Source organism: Nocardia sp. NPDC060255 (assembly GCF_042727395.1).
Lineage (GTDB): Bacteria > Actinomycetota > Actinomycetes > Mycobacteriales > Mycobacteriaceae > Nocardia.
Genome location: NZ_JBHXAU010000020.1, coordinates 1 through 18088, shown reverse-complemented (window position 1 = coordinate 18088; position 18088 = coordinate 1). Strand labels below are relative to the sequence as shown.

General features: G+C 68.1%; 12 protein-coding genes. 10 read left to right on the top strand and 2 right to left on the bottom strand.

What is annotated here, in order from left to right; all coding sequences use genetic code 11:
• The first annotated feature begins 15 nt into the window (after positions 1 to 15).
• Positions 16 to 348 (top strand): VOC family protein, encoded by a 333-nt coding sequence (locus ACFWF1_RS30385; protein WP_379281463.1) that lies wholly within the window; start codon positions 16 to 18, stop codon positions 346 to 348.
• A 4-nt stretch (positions 349 to 352) separates the two neighbouring features.
• Here ACFWF1_RS30385 and ACFWF1_RS30380 read toward each other — a convergent pair whose 3' ends face one another.
• On the bottom strand, positions 353 to 1771 hold the full coding sequence (locus ACFWF1_RS30380; RefSeq protein WP_379281464.1) for a cytochrome P450: 1419 nt from the start codon (positions 1769 to 1771) through the stop codon (positions 353 to 355).
• Between the two features lie 17 nt (positions 1772 to 1788).
• On the opposite strand from ACFWF1_RS30380, the gene ACFWF1_RS30375 reads away from it, so the two are divergent.
• The 9 genes from ACFWF1_RS30375 (at position 1789) to ACFWF1_RS30335 (ending at position 16730) form a co-directional block, all read left to right on the top strand.
• A complete protein-coding gene (locus ACFWF1_RS30375) occupies positions 1789 to 2820 on the top strand; it encodes a polyprenyl synthetase family protein (protein ID WP_379281465.1) in 1032 nt (343 codons plus the stop codon).
• Between the two features lie 15 nt (positions 2821 to 2835).
• Positions 2836 to 4035 (top strand): cytochrome P450, encoded by a 1200-nt coding sequence (locus ACFWF1_RS30370; protein ID WP_379281466.1) that lies wholly within the window; start codon positions 2836 to 2838, stop codon positions 4033 to 4035.
• A gap of 2 nt (positions 4036 to 4037) precedes the next feature.
• Positions 4038 to 4976: a hypothetical protein gene (locus ACFWF1_RS30365; RefSeq protein WP_379281467.1), complete on the top strand. Its 939-nt coding sequence runs from the start codon at positions 4038 to 4040 to the stop codon at positions 4974 to 4976.
• On the top strand, positions 4973 to 6490 hold the full coding sequence (locus ACFWF1_RS30360) for a hypothetical protein (RefSeq protein WP_379281468.1): 1518 nt from the start codon (positions 4973 to 4975) through the stop codon (positions 6488 to 6490). The genes ACFWF1_RS30365 and ACFWF1_RS30360 overlap by 4 nt, the downstream gene beginning before the upstream one ends.
• Before the next feature lie 78 nt (positions 6491 to 6568).
• Complete coding sequence (locus ACFWF1_RS30355; RefSeq protein ID WP_379281469.1) at positions 6569 to 7585, top strand: DUF1702 family protein; 1017 nt, start codon at positions 6569 to 6571, stop codon at positions 7583 to 7585.
• Positions 7582 to 9546, top strand: coding sequence for a CRTAC1 family protein (locus ACFWF1_RS30350; protein ID WP_379281470.1), 1965 nt, complete (start codon positions 7582 to 7584; stop codon positions 9544 to 9546). Before ACFWF1_RS30355 ends, ACFWF1_RS30350 begins: the two co-directional genes overlap by 4 nt.
• A complete protein-coding gene (locus tag ACFWF1_RS30345) occupies positions 9543 to 10565 on the top strand; it encodes an enediyne biosynthesis protein (RefSeq protein WP_379281471.1) in 1023 nt (340 codons plus the stop codon). The genes ACFWF1_RS30350 and ACFWF1_RS30345 overlap by 4 nt, the downstream gene beginning before the upstream one ends.
• A 3-nt stretch (positions 10566 to 10568) precedes the next feature.
• On the top strand, positions 10569 to 16301 hold the full coding sequence (locus ACFWF1_RS30340; protein ID WP_379281472.1) for an SDR family NAD(P)-dependent oxidoreductase: 5733 nt from the start codon (positions 10569 to 10571) through the stop codon (positions 16299 to 16301).
• 3 nt (positions 16302 to 16304) lie between these two features.
• Positions 16305 to 16730 carry an acyl-CoA thioesterase gene (locus tag ACFWF1_RS30335; RefSeq protein ID WP_379281473.1) on the top strand — a complete coding sequence of 142 codons (426 nt, stop codon included), beginning with the start codon at positions 16305 to 16307 and terminating at the stop codon, positions 16728 to 16730.
• Between the two features lie 137 nt (positions 16731 to 16867).
• Here ACFWF1_RS30335 and ACFWF1_RS30330 read toward each other — a convergent pair.
• On the bottom strand, positions 16868 to 18088 hold a 1221-nt coding region (locus ACFWF1_RS30330; RefSeq protein WP_379322237.1), incomplete at its 5' end, for an MFS transporter.

The window sequence follows — 18088 nt, the reverse complement described above, 5'->3', positions numbered from 1 at the left end:
AGGAAGGATTCGGGCATGATCAATGGTTTGCACGCCATCATCTACAGCACCGACGCCGACAAGGATCGTGAGTTCCTGCGCGATGTCCTCGGGTTTCCCGCCACCGACGCGGGTGGCGGCTGGTTGATGTTCGAGATGCCGCCCGCCGAGCTCGCCGTGCACCCGATCGACGACGGCAGCCCGCACGAATTGCATCTGATGTGCGACGACATCGAAGCGACGATGGCGCAGCTGGAGAAGGACGGCGTGGAGTTCACCCAGCCGACCACCACGCAGAGCTGGGGCACCAGCACGGCGATCCGGCTGCCCGGCGGCGGTGAGATCGGGCTTTACGAACCGCGGCACTGACCTGTCACCGCGCCTCGACCCGCATTTCGAGTCCGCGCGGGCGAAGAGTGGTGTCGACGATCGTGCGGACCGGGCGATCGGTGATCGGGCGCAATTGCCACCGTCGGGCGATGACGGCCAGCGCCAAGGTCGCCTCGGTCAGCGCGAAAACATCGCCGAGGCATTTTCGCGCGCCGCCACCGAAGGCGAGAAATCCATTTCGCGGCAGTTCGCTCGCGCGCTCGGGGGCCCACCGCTCCGGATCGAATTGTTCAGGCGCGGTGAACAATTCTGAATTCTGCAGCAGATGCGGACTGTAGGCGACGGTGGCACCCTTCGGAATCGCATATCCCGCAAGCATGGTGCGCTCGGTGGTCACCCTGGTGAACAACCAGCCGGGCGGATACATCCGCAATGATTCGGTCGCCAGACTGTTGGCGAACGCCAGGTTCGGCATGTCCTCCCACACCGGCAGCCGGTCCGCCGGGATCGCGTCGACCTCGTTCCACAGCCGCTTTTCCAGCTCCGGCCGCTGTCCGAGCGTGTGCCAGCACCACGCGAGAACCGCTGCGGTGCTCTCGGTTCCGGCCAGGAACAGCGTCACGATCTGGTCGTGCACTTGGTCGTCGGTGAGCGTGCGGTCCTCGTCGCTCGATCGGATCAGCATGGACAGCATGTCGCCGTGATCGACGCCGTCGGTCCGGTAGTCGGCGATGAGCTCGGCCAGCGTCCCGCGCAGACGCGTGCGCGCCCGGTCGTAGCGGAGCTTGCCACGGGTCGGCACGCGGTCCAGCGGCGGCGGGATGAACATTCTGCGATAGATGTTCTGCAGCACCACCGCCAGGTCGTCGATGATCTGTCCCCGGGTTCGCTCGTCCAGCGCGTTGCCGGACACCATGGTGTGTGCCACTGTCGCGCAGGTCATTCGGAGCATCTCGGCCAGTACGTCGATGACCGTGCCCTCGGTCCAGCGGGTGGCCATGGCCTCGGCCTGCGTCGCCATCACCGCCGCGTAACCCGGGAATCGGCCGCGCCCGAAGGCGGGTTGGGTCAGCCGGCGCTGCGATCGATGCTCGCCGTGCGGGCAGGTGCCGACACCGTCACCGACCACCTCGCGGCCACGCTCGACGAGCAGGCCGCCCTTGTCGAAGGTCCGGTCGTCGACGAGCACCTCCCTGGTGAGGTCGGCGTCGCAAAGCACAAGCATTCGATAGGGCCCGACGCCGATCCGCACGAGATTCCCATAGCGGGGCAGGGTGGCCAGAAACGCCAACGGATTCCGTAACAGAGGAATCGCATGACCGACCAGTGGAAGCGCACCAGGCGCGGTGGGAATCGTGCGGCCGTCCAGCATATTCGCGACATTACCGCTGTCAGCCGCCGACCATTTCTCGTCGATTGCGTTGTCGTTCAGCAACAATGAAGAAGAGTCCGACTTCGTCATCACAGCACAATCAACCAATGAAGGATGGCACGGAAGTTTCCGCGAGGTCCATTGCGTGGGGCTTTCTGAGCGCCGTGCACACCCTCGTCGACGAACAGTTACGCGCCCAGGTGCGGCGGCTCGATGAACCATTGGGTGGCGTGGTCGGTTACCACTTCGGCTGGCTGGACGAACGCGGTCGGCCCACTGCCGGCGCGGGCGGAAAATATGTCCGGCCCGCATTGACGCTGCTGTGTGCCGAGGCTGTCGCCGGGGATCGCGCGCGGGCGGTGGATTCGGCGGTCGCAGTGGAATTGATGCACAATTTCACGCTGATTCACGATGACATCATCGACGGTGACCGCACGCGGCGGCACCGGCCGACGGTGTGGTCGATATTCGGAATACCCGCGGCGCTGCTCGCCGGTGACGCACTGTTCTCACTCGGGGTTTCCGTGCTGGCCAATTCCGAAGGGGGACAGGCGGAGCCGCTTGGCAGGTTGGCCCGAGCAATGGTGGATCTGGCGAACGGGCAGGCACTGGACTCGGCTGTCGTCGCGGGTCGCGGTACGTCCGAGGATTATCTCGAGCTCGCGGCGAAGAAGACGGGCGCTCTGCTGGCGTGCGGGTGCGCGCTCGGCGCTGCGGCGGGCGGTGGTTCGGCATCGCAGATCCAGGCCATCGAGGAATTCGGCCACCATCTAGGGCTGTCGTTTCAGATGCGGGACGATGTGCTCGGCATTTGGGGAGATTCGCGGGCCACCGGTAAACCGACGGGTGCGGATCTGCGGACAGGTAAAAGCTTGCCATTGATCGCGGCATTGGCGTCGGAAACTCCGGCGGCCGACCGGCTCGCGCGAATCTACGCCGAAGAGCACCCACCTCCCGACGACCGGCTGGCCGAGATCGGCTCGCTGGTAGCGGAGGCGGGTGGCCGCAGGTTAGCCGAGGAGATGGCGGCCGAACATTTACAGAAGGCGCTCGCCGCCCTGCACAGCATCGACCCGGAACCCGAAGCCGCGGCGCGTCTTTGCGCACTCGCCGAGTTGATCGTCTATCGGGACCGGTAAGCCATGGATCCCCAATTGAGCAGCGGCACACTGCCGCCGGAACCGCTCGACTACCCGTTCGACCGCGGCACCTCGCTGCATCCGCACCCGCTGTACTCGCTGCTGCGCCGCCACCGCCCGGTGGCCGCGGTGACGCTGCCCAACGGCGTCCCGGCCTACCTGGTCACCCGGTACGCCGATGTGCGTGCGGTGCTGGAGGATTCGAGATTCAGCCGGGCCGCGCTGTCGAAGACCGATCCGACCCGGCTGGTCGCCTATCTGCCGCCCGAGCGCGCCGAGAACACCGGATCCGCCGACCATTCGATGCCGTACGAACTGCTCAATCGCTGGTTCACGCCGCGCGCGGTCGAACGATTCCGGGAGCGGGCCGGGCAGGTGGCCGCGGCACTCGTCGACGCCATTCGCGCGCAGCGGCCGCCGGTCGATGCGGTCGCCGCCCTGACGACGGCGCTGCCGATGACGGTGATGGGCGAATTGGCGGGCATCCCGGTCGATGATCGGTCCTGGATAGCCGAACGCGCACCGCTCGTGGTTGTCGAATCCGAGGACGAGCGATCGGATCGAGCGTCGAAGGAGTTGTTCGAGTACTTTCGGGCCCAGGTCGACAAGCGATACGCTGAGCCCGCCGACGATCTGCTCGGTCACCTGGTCACGGCGTACCAGACCAGCGCGCCCGCGATGGCTGCGGATCGGCTTCCCCAGCTGGCCATGCGCACCTGCCTCCCCGGATTCCACTCCGTCTCGGTGACCCTGAGTCGCGGCCTGCCGATCCTGTGCCGGCAGCGCGAAATACTCGAACTGATTCGCGAGCAAGAGGATTCGATCCCGGCGGTGGTAGAGGAGTTGTTGCGGCTCACCACGCCCGCCGCGACCTCGCTGCCGCGCCTGACCCTCGAGGAGGTCGAGCTTGCGGGCCGCGGCATTCCGGCGGGCAGCGTCGTCGTCGCGGGACTCGAGTCGGCGAACCACGACGAGGCGCGGTATCCGAATCCCGGCCTGATCGACCCCGGCCGCGGCGCACCCGATCACACCACCTTCGGCCGCGGCACGAACTATTGCTTCGGTGCGGCGCTGGCGCGGATGGAACTCCAGGTGGCGCTGACCGAAATCGCCAGGGGCCTGCCCGGAATCGAGTTGGCCGTCCCGGAATCCACTCTCGAATTCCGGCGCGGTGTCATCGCGCCGGACGTGCTGCGATTGCCGATCAGGTGGTAGCGATGACGGTTTCGCTCGACTGCCCGTTCACCGTTCGCGAGAATCGCCGCGCGGGCGAGGTCGAGGGCTATCTGCGCGACGCGCTGGCCTCCGTCGGTGCCGATGCCGCGCTGCGCGGGTTCGACCTCGGCAGGCTCACCGGTCTCGCTTATCCGTTCGTCTCCCTGGCACGGTTGCGGGTGGCGGCGCTGTGGTTCGCCTTCTTCTGGTTGTTCGATGACGCGTGGGCGGATCGGCTGCCGCTGGACCGGATCGACGCGGTCGAGCCCATTCATCGCCGGGTCGCCGAGCTCGCGGCGGGCGGCGTGCGCCAACGCGACGACGACGCCGCGCTGCGGCTGCTGTCCGTGCTGCTCGACGAGATCCGTGTGCTCGAACCCGGGTGGGACCTCGGCCCGTTCAGGCACGAGCTGCTGAGGTACGTGCGTGCCACGCTCTGGGAGATTCGGCTGCGCGAGACCGGCGGCGTGCCCTCGCTGTCGGAGTATCTGCGGATGCGCCCGCACATCGGCGCGGTGCCCGCATCCAGGGAGCTGAACTTCCTGCTCTGTGAGCTGGAGCTGGCGCCGTGGGTGAAGGCGCATCCGATCATCGAGCTGGTCGATGCCGCGGTCGGCAACTACTCGTGCTGGGTGAACGACGTGTACTCGCTACGGACCGAGGGCACGCTGAGCACGAACCTGGTGGTCGTCGCCGAGCACGAATTCGGCTGGCAGCGACGAAAATCCATCGACTGGGCGATCCAGTTGGCGAACGAGGAAGTGCGGACCTTCGTGGAGCTACGGGAGGCGCTGCCCGGCTTGGTGTTTCCCGGTCTGGCCCGCACGAATCCGAGCGTGTATTCGCTCGAGCGCTATCTGGACCATTACGAAGGCTGGTTCGTCGCCAGCGCGCACTGGATGTCCACCACCGCCAAATACCGTCCGGACCAACGGGTATGAGCCACTTCGAGAGCGCCCTGGCGGATATCGTGTCGGGACCGACCAGTGTGCTCGGCCCGTCCTGGTACGATACCGCCCGGGTGGTCCGGAGTAGGGTGCGCCGCCCGCCCGCGCTGCTTGCGACGATGGTGACGCCGGCCGTCGATCGGCTGCTGCGGGCTCAGTTGCCGGATGGCAGTTGGGGATACCGGTCCGCGCCGCGCGAGTATCGCGTCGTGCCGACCTTGTCGGCCGCCGAGGCCCTGTTGGCTCTTGCTGACGCCGGCCAGGCGCGGGCTAGGCCCGCGGCGGCGCACGCGCTGGACTTCCTCGGCTCGGTCCGCATCGCCCCGCAGTCGCTGCCGGACACGATCGCCGTGGAATTCATCGTGCCCGCGCTGTTGGAGGCGATGGGAGATCGCTTGCCGCACCCAGCTGTTCGCGCGGCCCTGCACCATCATCGCGCCGAGCTGACCGCCCTGCACCGCCTCCGGTATGCCGCCGCACACGGCGATCTACCGCCCTCAGCGCGTTACTCCCTCGAGGTCCTGACCGGACTCCCAGCGAACTACCGTCACGCCGACTATCTCGCCGCCGACGGTTCACTGGCCTGTTCCCCGGCGGCAACGGCGGCCGCACTGGCATGGAGCGATCGACCTGCCCCCGCAGCGCTCGATTATTTACGGCTGGAGGGGAATCGGCTGAACGGCGCGTGGCCGACCGTGGCACCGGTGCGCATCTTCGAACTGTCCTGGCTGATCGGTGCCGCCGCGCACGCGGGCGTCACGGTCCGGCCGTCGACCGCCCGGCCGTTGGCGCACTGGCTCGCCGCGCAACTCGGCGAGACCGGCTGCGGAGCAGGCCCGGCCCTCGCGGCGGACAGCGACGACACCGCGATCGTGCTGTTCGCCCTGGCCGCCCTCGGCGTCCATCGCGATCCCGTCGAACTACGGCACTACGAGCAGGCCGATCGGTTCTGTACCTTCGTCGGCGAGCGGACCGCGTCCTGTTCGGCCAACGCGCACGTGCTCGAGGTGCTGGCCGTGCGCTGGCACCGGGGATCTCGCGAGGCGCACATTCGCCGCGGCATCGCGACGGCAACGGCCTATCTGCTCGAAACCCAGTCCGTCGAGGGGTTCTGGCTCGACAAATGGCATGCCTCGCCGTTCTATGCCACCGCTGCAGCGGTTTTCGCCCTGCGTACCGTCAGCGATCCGAACGCCGCACGTGCGGTAGAGCGAGCGATCGCGTGGACCTGTGCGCAGCAGCGCGAAGACGGATCATGGGGCCGCTGGTCCGGGACCCGTGAGGAAACCGCCCATGCCGTAAGCATTCTCGTGGACACCGATCGACTGCCCGCAGTACGCGCCGGCGCCCACTTCTTACAGCATGCGCCATCGATCGAAACCCCGCTGTGGCACGGGAAGGAACTCTACGAGCCGACCCGGATCGTGGCCGAGTTCGTCGCGTTGATCAGCGCGGCCGCCGCCCGGGTGCTCCCGGCGCCCGAACCGGCCGAGGGTGCCGCCGGATAGCGAATGGGCAACGCCGGAGAACTTCGGGTGGCCTAACAGTGTCAATCTTGAGCACATCTCCCTGAAGGAGGCGCTCGGATGTCTGTGTGGTCAGGTCGGATTCGCCGCAGAATTCTTACTCCGGACGTGCGACAGGTGTCGCTGGAGGTGCGCGGTTTCCCGACGCGCGATCCCAGGGCGAAGGCCCAGCTGGAGGCCGCGGGCACGGCCTTCGTCGAGGGCTTCGCTGTCGCCGCCGAGCGGGACACCGCGGGGGAGGCCGCGGCGGTGCTGCGCGACATCGGCGAGTCCCGCCGAGGATTCACCTTCGAGGGCGCGGCGATGGCCCTGGCCATCCGAGACGCGTTGCCGCTGGGCCACTCTCATCATGTCGCGGATTTCCTCGCGGTCGCCGACGAGCACGTGTACATGATCTATGTCGGTGCGGGCTGGGCGTTGGCCAGGCTGCCCCGCCCGCTGCGCCGGGCGGCGCTGACCGGGTTGACCGATCCGGTGCTGAGCTGGCTCGCGTTGGACGGGTACGGATTTCACCAAGCGTACTTCCACACCGACCGCTACGTGCGACGGCGGTACGTCGACGCGGAGCCGCCGGTGCCGTTGCCCAGGCACGCGGACTACGCGCAGCATGCGATCGATCAGGGGATCGGCCGGGCGATGTGGTTCGTCGCGGGCGCCGATCCCGGCGTGGCGAGCGCGATGATCGACGAGTTCCCCGCGCACCGGCGGGGAGACCTGTTGGCCGGGCTCGGCCTGGCGATCGGCTACGCCGGTGGCGCGGTCCCGGCCGATCTCGGCGTGTTCGAGCACCGGTCGGTCGCGGATCGCCGATGCCTCGGGCAGGGTGTGGCCTTCGCCGCCGAGGCCAGGGCGCGCGCCCGAATCCCGCAGCCGCACACCGAGTTCGCGGCCCGGCTCCTCACCGGCCATGACGCCGACGCGGCCGCCGCGATCGCCCGCGATACCCGCCCCACCGAGCCGACCATCGACGGGCGGGTCGCCTACGAGGTGTGGCGGGAACGTATTCGGCAGCGGTGCCTGCCGTCCGAGTCGAGTTCGACCCTTGACCCCACGACGAAGGCGCAGGTCCACGAATGAAGACTCGCATCAGGTTGCTGGCGCCGACACTCTGCGCGGTGGCGTTGCTGGTTTCGGTCTTTCTGATCGCCCGAGCACAGGTCACCACCGAAGCACCCACCACGGTGGCGTCGGGCTACCAGCTCCAGTCGATGGACGTCGCGATGCCACCGGATTACGACGCATTGCCGAAAAACACCGTGCGCCAAGTGAATCCGGGCTATCAGAATATTCGATCGTGGATCTCCTCGGTCGGCGCCTCGATCGCGATCAACGACCTGGTCGGGCACGGCCGATCCGACGGCATGTGCCTGGTCGACACCCGCACCGACGCGGTGGTGGTGACTTACACTCCGACGGCGGCGCAGAACGACCGCTTCACGCCGTTCGTGCTGCGACCCGATCCGCTGGTGCTGGATTCCACCATGGCGCCGATGGGTTGTGCCCCTGGCGATTTCAACGGCGACGGACGGATGGATCTGCTCGTCTACTACTGGGGCCGCACCCCGATCTTGTTCCTGCGCAACGCCGCCGGCGAGTTGACGGCGTCCGGGTACGAGCCGGTCGAGGTCGTCCCGTCGGGCAGCACGCCGGGTCACTACAACGGCGCGCAGTGGAACACGAACGCCGTCACGATCGCCGACTTCGACGGTGACGGCCATCCGGACATCGTCTTCGGCAACTACTTTCCCGACTCCGGCGTGCTCGACCCGAACGGCCATCCCGATGTGGCGATGAACGATTCGATGTCGAACGCGAAGAACGCCGCCGGTGAGCGGGTCTTCCGCTGGAACGGCAACGATCCGTCCGGACGCCCGACCTATATGGAACAGAAGGACGCGATCCCGTTCGATGTCGCGACCGGCTGGACGCTCGCGCTCGGCGCGGGAGACCTGACCGGCGATCTGCTGCCGGAACTGTACATCGCCAACGATTTCGGGCACGACCACCTGCTCGCCAACCTGTCGACGCCGGGCCGGATCCGGTTCGCCACCGCGATCGGACAGCGGGACTGGACGACTCCGAAATCGTTTGTGCTGGGCAATGATTCGTTCAAGGGCATGGGTGTCGATTTCGTCGACATGTACGACCGCGGCAAGTTCGATCTGGTCGTCAGCAATATCACCACCAAGTGGGGCCTGCAGGAGAGCAACTTCGTGTGGCGCAACGACGCCGCCACGCCCGCCGACATGCGCGCCCAGCTCGACGCCGGGCACGCGCCGTTCTCCCAGCACGCCCAGGATCTCGGGCTGGCTTGGACCGGCTGGTGCTGGGACGTGAAGGCGGCCGACTTGCGTAACTCCGGCACCGTCGACGTGCTGCAGACGACCGGGTTCGTGCAGGGTAATGGCGGCAACCGGTGGCCCTGGCTGCAGGAGCTGGCCACCAGTAACGATGTGCTGCTGCATGATCCGGCGGCGTGGCCGCGGGTGACGCCCGGCGACGACATCGCCGGGGATCACACCATGGCGCTCTATGCCAAGGGCAGCGACGGGAAGTACGTCGACATCACCGATCAGGTCGGCACCAACGCGGCGATCCCGACGCGCGGCATCGCGGTCGCCGACACCACCGGCACCGGCACGCTCGATTTCGCGGTCGCCAGGCAGTGGGGACCTCCGGCCTTCTACGCGAACCATTCGACAGAACTCGGCCAACCCCTCGAACTGCAGCTGTACCGCCCGGCCACCGGGGCATCCGCCCTCGGCGCGCCCGCATACAACGCGACCGTCACGATCCACACCGCGGACGGGCGGACCATGCGCAGCCAACTCGACGGCGGCAGCGGTCACAGCGGCAAACGCGCCTTCGACGTGCACTTCGGCCTCGGCACCGCCACCGGCCCGGTGACCACCGACATCGACTGGCTGGACAACACCGGAACGCCCCATCACCAGACCTTCCAGCTGGCACCCGGTACCCACGCACTGCTGTTGACCGACACCGCAACACAGATCGGCAAGGAGATCACGGTCCCATGACAACGCTCATCCGGAAACGCCGATCCGCGCCCGCGGCACCGCCCGCCACCAACGGCGCGCGTCCCGGCGCAAAACCCGACATCAGTCCCGCACCGGTCAAGGACACCCGCTATCTCGCGCTGCGGAACTTCGCGATCTCGCTCACCGCGTTGAACATCTTCGGCTACACCCTGCTCGGCTTCGAGCAGCCACCGCTGTGGCCCATCCTCGCGGTGCTGACCGCCTGTGCCACCGATCTGCTGCTGGAGACGATCAGCGCGTGGGCGCACGGCACCGCGCCACGATACGGCGGGCGGCGGATGCGCGGGGTGTACGAATTCCTGTTGCCCGCCCACATCACCGGCCTCGCGGTGAACATGCTGCTCTACGCCAACAATCAGTTCTGGCCGGTGCTGTTCGGGGTGGTCGCCGCGATCGCGAGCAAGTATGTGTTCCAGGCGCCGTTCGGCGGGCGCATGCGGCATTTCATGAATCCGTCGAATTTCGGAATCACGGTGGCGCTGTTGTGTTTCAGCGGGTGGGTCAGCGTCGCGCCGCCATATGAGTTCGGCGAGAACATCGACACGATGTTCCGCATCGCGGTGCCGTTGGTCCTGCTCACCGCGGGCACGCTACTGAACGCCACGCTCGTGCGGCGGATACCGCTGATCGTCGGGTGGCTCGGCGGGTTCGTCATCCAGGCGCTCGTGCGGCACGCGCTGTTCGATGTGGCGATGGTGGCCGCGATCGGCACGATGACCGGTACCGCGTTCCTGCTGTTCACCAATTACATGATCACCGACCCCGGCACGACGCCGTTCGGGGCCAAGGCGCAGTTCATGTTCGGCGGTTCGGCCGCGGCCGTGTACGGGGTGCTGATGGTCTTCGGCGTGGTCTACACGTTGTTCTTCGCCGTCACCATCGTCTGCGCGATCCGCGGGATCGCCGCGTGGGTGGCGGTGGGCGTGGCTGCGGCGAGACATCGTGCGGCCGAGCCGGTTCCGATCGGCTCGCCTGTCCCGAGTGCTCAGCGGGTTTGATCGATGACGCGCCCAGCGATCGTCGGGATGGCCTGTCGTTATCCCGACGCGGCGACGCCTGCCGAGCTGTGGGAGAACGTCCTTGCGGGTCGGCGCGCGTTCCGGCCGATACCGGACGTCCGGCTCGCCGCGGCGGACTACTACTCGGCCGATCCCGCCGCGCCTGATCGGCACCATGCGACGCATGCCGCGGTGCTGGAGGGGTGGTCGTTCGACCGTGCGCGACACCGGATTTCGGCGGGACTCTATCGATCGGCCGATATCGCCCACTGGCTTGCGCTCGATACCGCGGCGGCCGCGCTGGCCGACGCCGGGTTTCCGGCCGGGGAGGGCTTGGCGCGGGCCAGGACCGGCGTGGTGTTCGGCAACACCCTGACCGGAGACATGACTCGGGCGACCGGCATGCGATTGCGGTGGCCGTATGTGCGCCGCACGCTGGCCGCCGCGCTGCGCAGGCGTGGCTGGGCGGATACCGAGATCGGTGAATTCCTGGCCGAATACGAGTCCGACTACAAGGCGCCGTTTCCGGCGATCACCGAGGACAGTCTGGCCGGCGGCCTGGCGAATACGATCGCGGGGCGGGTCTGCAACCACTTCGATTTGGGCGGTGGCGGTTTCACCGTGGATGGGGCCTGCTCGTCCTCGTTGCTCGCGGTCACCTATGCCTGCGATGCGCTGGTGGCCGGGCGCCTCGACGCGGTCGTGGTCGGCGGGGTCGATGTGTCGATCGATCCGTTCGAACTGGTCGGGTTCGCGAAAACCGATGCGCTGTCTACGTCCGAGATGCGTGTTTACGACGAACGATCGAACGGCTTCTGGCCGGGTGAGGGCTGCGGGGTTGTCGTGCTGGTGCGCGAGGAGGACGCGGTCGAGCGAGGCCTGCGCTGCTATGCGACGGTCGCGGGGTGGGGTATATCGTCCGACGGTCGCGGCAATATCACCCGGCCGGACCGTGACGGTCATCTGCGGGCTATCGAAAATGCGTACGGCATGGCGGGTTTCGGGATCGATACGGTCGGCTACCTCGAAGGACACGGCACGGGCACCGCGGTGGGTGACCGTACTGAGCTCGAAGCGTTCGATAGGGCGTTGCGCACCGCCGGCTCGGCGGACGGGGCGGTCGCGCTCGGCGCGATCAAGGGCAATATCGGGCATACCAAGGCGGCGGCAGGACTCGCGGCGCTGATCAAGACCACGCTCGCCTTGCATCACGGGGTGATTCCGCCGATCACCGGTAGTCAGCGTGCCCATCCGATGCTCGCGGACAGTGCGCTCTATCTGCCCGACACGGCTCGGGCTTGGCCTCGGCCGGACCAGCGGCGGGCCGGTCTGTCGTCGCTGGGCTTCGGTGGCATCAACACGCACGTTGCCTTGGAGGGGTGCCGTCGACCAAAGCCGTTGTCGCGCACCTTGTCCGGGCGTCTAGCGCACAGTGCGCAGGACTCGGAGCTGTTGGTGCTGTCGGCGGCGACGCCTGCGCAACTGCAGGCCAGGCTTCGCGTCGTCGCGGCCCTTGCCGCTCAGTGCTCGTTCGCCGAACTGGGCGATCTGGCCTGCGAGCTGATTCGGTCGGACGCCGACCTGCCGGTCCGGGCGGCCGTGGTCGCCACCGGCCAGGAGCAGGCCGCTCGCTCGCTCACCGAACTCGCCGACGCCCTCGACGCCGGTGCGAGCCACCGAATCGAGGGCGCGCGTGGCCAATTCCTGGGGTCGGACACCGCGGCCGGGCCGCGTATAGGGTTGCTGTTCCCGGGCCAGGGTGCGCCGGGGCGCGGCGATGGCGGCGTGGCCGCGCGCCGGTTCGCAGTGGTCGCGGACCTGTACGAGCAGGTCGGTATTCGCTCGGGCAGCCTGCAGACCGAGCAGGCCCAGCCGCGCATCGTGACCGCATCGCTCGCCGGGCTGCGCCTGCTGGCGACCGCGGATCTGGAGGCGGTCGGCTGTGTCGGACACAGTGTCGGCGAAATGGTGGCGTTGCACTGGGCCGGGGTCTTCGACGAGTCGACACTGGTTCGTGCGGCCGAATTCCGGGGACGGGCGATGGCGACCGTGGCCGAGCCCGGCGGTATGGGCACGATCCACGCGTCGGCCGATCGGGTCGCGCCGCTGCTCGCCGGCGGCCCGGTGGTGATCGCCGCCTACAACGGGCCCGAGCAGACGGTGATCGCCGGGCCCACCGCGGCCGTCGATGCGGTACTGGCGAGTGCGCGTGCCGGAGGACTGCGCGGCCGAATTCTGCAGGTATCTCACGCTTTTCATTCACCGTTGGTGGCGCCCGCGGCTCGCGTCTTTCGGGAGTATCTCGACGAGATCGCCATGTCGCACGTCAAACGGCCCGGGCTGGTGTCGACGGTCACCGGGGAACCGCTGGAGCCGGGTTCGCCTGTTGCGGATCTGCTGGAACGGCAGGTGCGGGCCCCGGTGCGGTTCGCGGCCGCGCTGACGCAGCTGGCGCAGGGGTGCGATCTGCTGGTCGAGGTCGGGCCGGGTAGCACGCTGACGGCCTTGGCTGCCGAGGTCTGTCCGGCGGTCCCGGTGGTGGCCATGGAAACCGACGGCGACTCGGTGGCGGGGGTGCTGCGTGCGCTCGGCGCGTGCTACGCCCTCGGTGCGCGTCCGGATCTGCGTGGGCTGCTGGCCGAACGGTTCTCGCGGCCGATCACGACGGACAAGCGGTTCGTCTTCATCGAAAACCCTTGTGAGCAAGCGCCGGACGACGTCATCCCGATGTACACCGCACCGTCTGACGCGCGGTCGGACGTCGACGTCCGACCCGGCCCATCGGCACCCGGCTCGCCGCTCGAGGCGCTGCGTGCGTTGCTGGCCGGCCGCGCCGAGTTGCCGCTCGAGGCGATCACTCCGGACCTGCGTCCGATGGACGACCTGCACCTGAGCAGCATCACGATCACGCAGCTGGTGGCCGACACGGCGCGGCAGCTCGGCGCGTCGGTGCCAGGGCCGACCACCGCTGTCGCCACCGCGACGATCGCAGAGCTCGCGGAGGCGATCGAGGATGCTTCCGGCACAACGGATTCCGTGGTCGACGAGCTCGTCGGGGCCGATGTCTGGGTGCGGCCGTGCACCGTGGAGTGGATCGATCGGCCGGTTCCTTCCACGGGCTACAGCGACCTCGAGGAGGGGCGATGGCAAGTGTTCGCCCCGGAGGGGGATCGGCTTGCCACCGTGATCGGTAGTCGGCTGATCGGACTGGGCGCGGGTGTGGTGCTGAGTCTCGCTGCGCCGCAGACAGAGTCGGTCAATGACGCGATCGATCGGATGCTGCGTGCGGCCCGGACCGCCGCCGACACCGGTGCGCGCCTGGTCGTTGTCGACGACGAGTGTGGCCGCGCGGCATCGGCTCTCGCCAAGAGCGTGCATCTAGAGGTACCGGCTGTCCGCACCACCGTGGTGCATGTGGCGGCGGGCCTGGCCGCCGAGCGGATCGCGGGCCTCGTGCGCGCCGATGTCGCTGCCACGGTGACGTTCCGCGAGGTTCGCTACGACGCCAAAGGCACTCGGGCCGAACCGGTGCTGCGCGAGCTGACCCTGGAGCCTGCCGGACTTCCCGTAGCCGCCGGGGACGTGGTCGCGGTCACCGGCGGGATTCAGGGCATCACCGTCGAATGCGCGGCCGCGCTGGCCCGGCGGACCGGCTGCGCGCTGGCGGTCATCGCGCGCACCGCCGCCGACGATCCCGTTGTCGTCGCCGAGCTGGCGCGGCTCCACGAATCCGGCATCACCGCAGCGTATTTCGCTGCGGATGTGACCGATCCCGTGCGAGTCGCGGAGGCCGTGGCCGCGATCGGCGACCAGCTCGGCCCGATCACCGGCATTCTGCACGGAGCGGGCGTCAACACGCCAACGGCGGTCGGTGCACTCGACAGCGACGAGTTCGCGCGCACGGTCGCGCCCAAGATCGACGGCCTGCACCACCTGATCCGGCCGCTCGATCGGGCGCGACTTCGATTCGTCGTCGGCTTCGGCAGCATCATCGGCCGCGCCGGACTGCGTGGTGAGGCGCACTACGCGATCGCCAACGACTGGCTGCGCGCGGACATCGATGCGCTCGCCGCCGAGCTGCCGTCGTGCCGCTGCCTGACCATCGAATGGTCGGTCTGGGCGGGCATCGGCATGGGCGAACGGCTCGGCGTGCTGAACACGTTGCTGCACAGTGGCATCGAGCCCATTCCAGCCGACGCGGGCGCGGCGGCCATGCTCGATCTGCTGGCCACCGGGCCCGGCCCGACCAGCGCGATCGTCATCGGGCGGACCGCCGAGCTGCCGACACTCCGCTTCGAGGACGTGGATCTGCCGCTGCTGCGCTTCCTGGAGCGGCCACGGCTGCACTTCCCCGGGATCGAAGTGGTCGCCGACGCCGACCTGTCCACGGCCACCGACCCGTACCTCGCCGACCATCGGTTCGCGGGCGATGCCCTGTTCCCCGCCGTGCTCGGCATGGAGGCGATGGCGCAGGCGGCCGCGGCGCTGTTCGGGACGCGCGACGGAATCGAGCTGTCCCGGCTGGAATTTCATCGGCCGATCGTCGTCGCCTCGGACGCCGCGACGACGATCCGGGTGTCGGCGGTGCGCTCGGGCGACCGGGTGCACGCCGTCATTCGTTCGCAGGCAACGGGATTCCAGATCGACCACTTCCGCGGTAGGTGTGAGCGGGTGCGGGCGGACGAGGCGCCGGTTGGTGCGGCGATCACCGGATCGGCCCTCGACCTGACGGTCGACACCGACTTCTACGACCGGATCATGTTCCACGGGCCACTGTTTCGGTCAGTGCAGGAGTACTGGCAGTTGTCCGCACGGCACTGCGTTGCCCGGCTGCGGATCGGCGGCGGGCGGTGGTTCTCCCCGCTGCTGCCGAATTCGCTCGTCCTGGCCGACCCGGCGGTGCGCGACGCCTGCATGCACGCCATCCAGGTCTGCGTCCCCGACGCGACGCTGCTGCCGTCGAAAGTCGAACGGGTGCGATCATTTCCGGTCGAGCCCGAGGTGCGGACGGTCACGCTGTCCGCCTGCGAGCGGACCCACGACGGGCCGCGATACGTGTATGACGTTGTCGTTCAAGATGACCGCGGCATACTCGTCGCGTCCTGGGAGGGACTCGAGCTGATCGCCGTGGCACCGCTCGCGCTGCCCGGCGGCTGGACGCCCGAACTGCTCGGTCCGTATCTGCAGCGGCGCCTCGACGAGTTGCTGCCCGACCCCGTCCGGGTGGGGGTCGTCCGCGACGGCACCAGGACGCGTCACGAGGCGAGCCGACGCGCTCTGAGCGTCGCCGTCGACCGCGAGGCCGTGCTGCGGCATCGGCCCGACGGCCGACCCGAGACGCCGGACAGCTGCGTAAGCCTCTCGCACGCAATGGGTCTCACCGCCGCCGTCGCGGCGGCGCGCCCCGTGGGATGCGATCTCGAACCGGTCGCGCCGCGGTCGGCGGCGCAGTGGACCGAACTGCTCGGCGAACCGGGCCTGACGCTCGCGCAGGCCTGTTGCCGCATCGCGGGGGAGTCGTTGGATACCGCCGCGACCAGGGTCTGGGGCGCGCGCGAAGCCGTCACCAAGCTCGGCACGTCGGTCACCTGGGCGCGGTTGACGCTGGACCGGGATTCGGCCGCCGGCGGTTGGCTGGCCTTCCGGCATGGCAGGCAACTCGTCTGGACCTTCGCGACCTCCGTCGCCGTGCCGTCGGCGCTGCCGATGGTGTTCTCGATCGCCGAAAAGAGCTGAGCTGTGCGCGCTTACGAGATGACCCACACCATCGGCTTCGAGGAGACGAATCTCGTCGGCAACGTCTATTTCGTGCACTACTTCCGGTGGCAGGGACGGTGCCGCGAGATGTTCCTCGCCGAGCATGCGCCCGACATCCTCGACGCGATCCGCCACGACCTCAAGCTGTTCACCATCAAGTGCGAATGCGAATACTTCGCCGAGCTGACCGCTTTCGGGGAGTTGACGATCCGGATGACCCTGGTCGACCTCACGCAGACTCAGATCGAATTCGAATTCGCCTATATCCAGACCGATAATGGCACCGAGCAGCTCGTCGCCCGTGGTCGTCAGCGGGTTGCGTGCCTGCGTGACAACGAAGGTCAGGTCGAGCCGACTCGGGTTCCGGAGTCTTTGCGTCGCGCACTCGAACCGTACCGTGCAGCGTGAGATATCTATGGGTACGGGTGATTCCAGCCGATCGCGAGAAGCCACACGACGAGGCCGCAGAGGGCGACGTAAACGATCAGCCAGGAGAACCACGAAAGTCGGGTCTTCATATGGTCCTCCGTTCCGTTGGCAGCGAATCAAGCGGTCACGCGTAGTTCGGCTGCGGTGATTTCCTCCAGTGGGCGGCGGCGGGTCTCGATCAGGAAGGCGATGCCTGCCACCGCCGCGATGGTCATCGGGATGGCACTGATGAGCGCGGTCGTCGAAATCGATGGCGTCGCAACGGCAAGCACTACCAGCGCGATCACGATGACGCCGCCCGCCTTGCTCATGCCCGCCGCCAAACCGGCGCCGCGAGAACGTATCCGGGTCGGGTAGACCTCGGCGCCGTAGGCGACGAGCACCGCGACCACCGAGCTCGCGCCCCAGATCGGCGGAATGAGCAGCGCGTACAGCAGCGTCTTGTTTTCCGCGACTCGATCACCGAATGCGACGAACCCGAACAGCGAGATCGCCAGCAGCGCACTGAGTGTCACCATCGTCCATTTCGAGGAGCGGTGATAGCAGTAGGCGACAAGGAAGTTGAGCGGGAAGCCGATCAGCGCGGAGTCGCGCAGGATCTGATCGGCCGAGACGCCGCTGTAGCCGAGCTGGCGCAGGTTGGTCGGCAACCAGAGCTGGAAGCCATAGACGACCAGGCCGACGCCGAGCCCGACCAGCACGAGCACCGTGGTGATGCCGCCGAACGGTGGTTGCAGCAATCGCCGATACCCGCCGGTGACGCCCGATCCGGCGGTGAGCTCGGACTGTTCGACCGAAACGATGGACGCGTTATAGGCGCGCAGCACCTCCTCGGCCTCGTTGCGGCGGCCGAGCGCGAGCAGGAAGCGCGGTGACTCGGGGACCCAGCGGGTCAGCAGAATGGTCAGCAGCCCGGTCGGGAACCCGATCAGCCACATCACCCGCCAGCTGTAGCTGTCGCCGATGGTGGACGACAACCAACTGGTAATGACGTACGCGCCCGCGATATCGCCGCCGATCAACACCAGCAGCCAGCCGCGGTGGCGCGCCGGAATCGTCTCGGCCAGCAGGGTGAACGCGATCGGCAGCATGCCGCCCGCGCTGATACCCATGATCAGGCACATCACCAGATTCAGCGCGAAACTCGGCATCGCACCACACACCGAGGTGGCCACGAAGAACACCCCGGCCAGCAGGATCGCCGCCTTGCGCCCGATCCGGTCGCCGAGCCAACCCCAGATCAGCGAGCCGATCACCGTGCCGGAGATCCCGGCCAGCGGCAGCAGCGCGGCAGGCAGGCCGCCGCCGGGATTGGTCGCGGTCTTCAGGCCGTACTC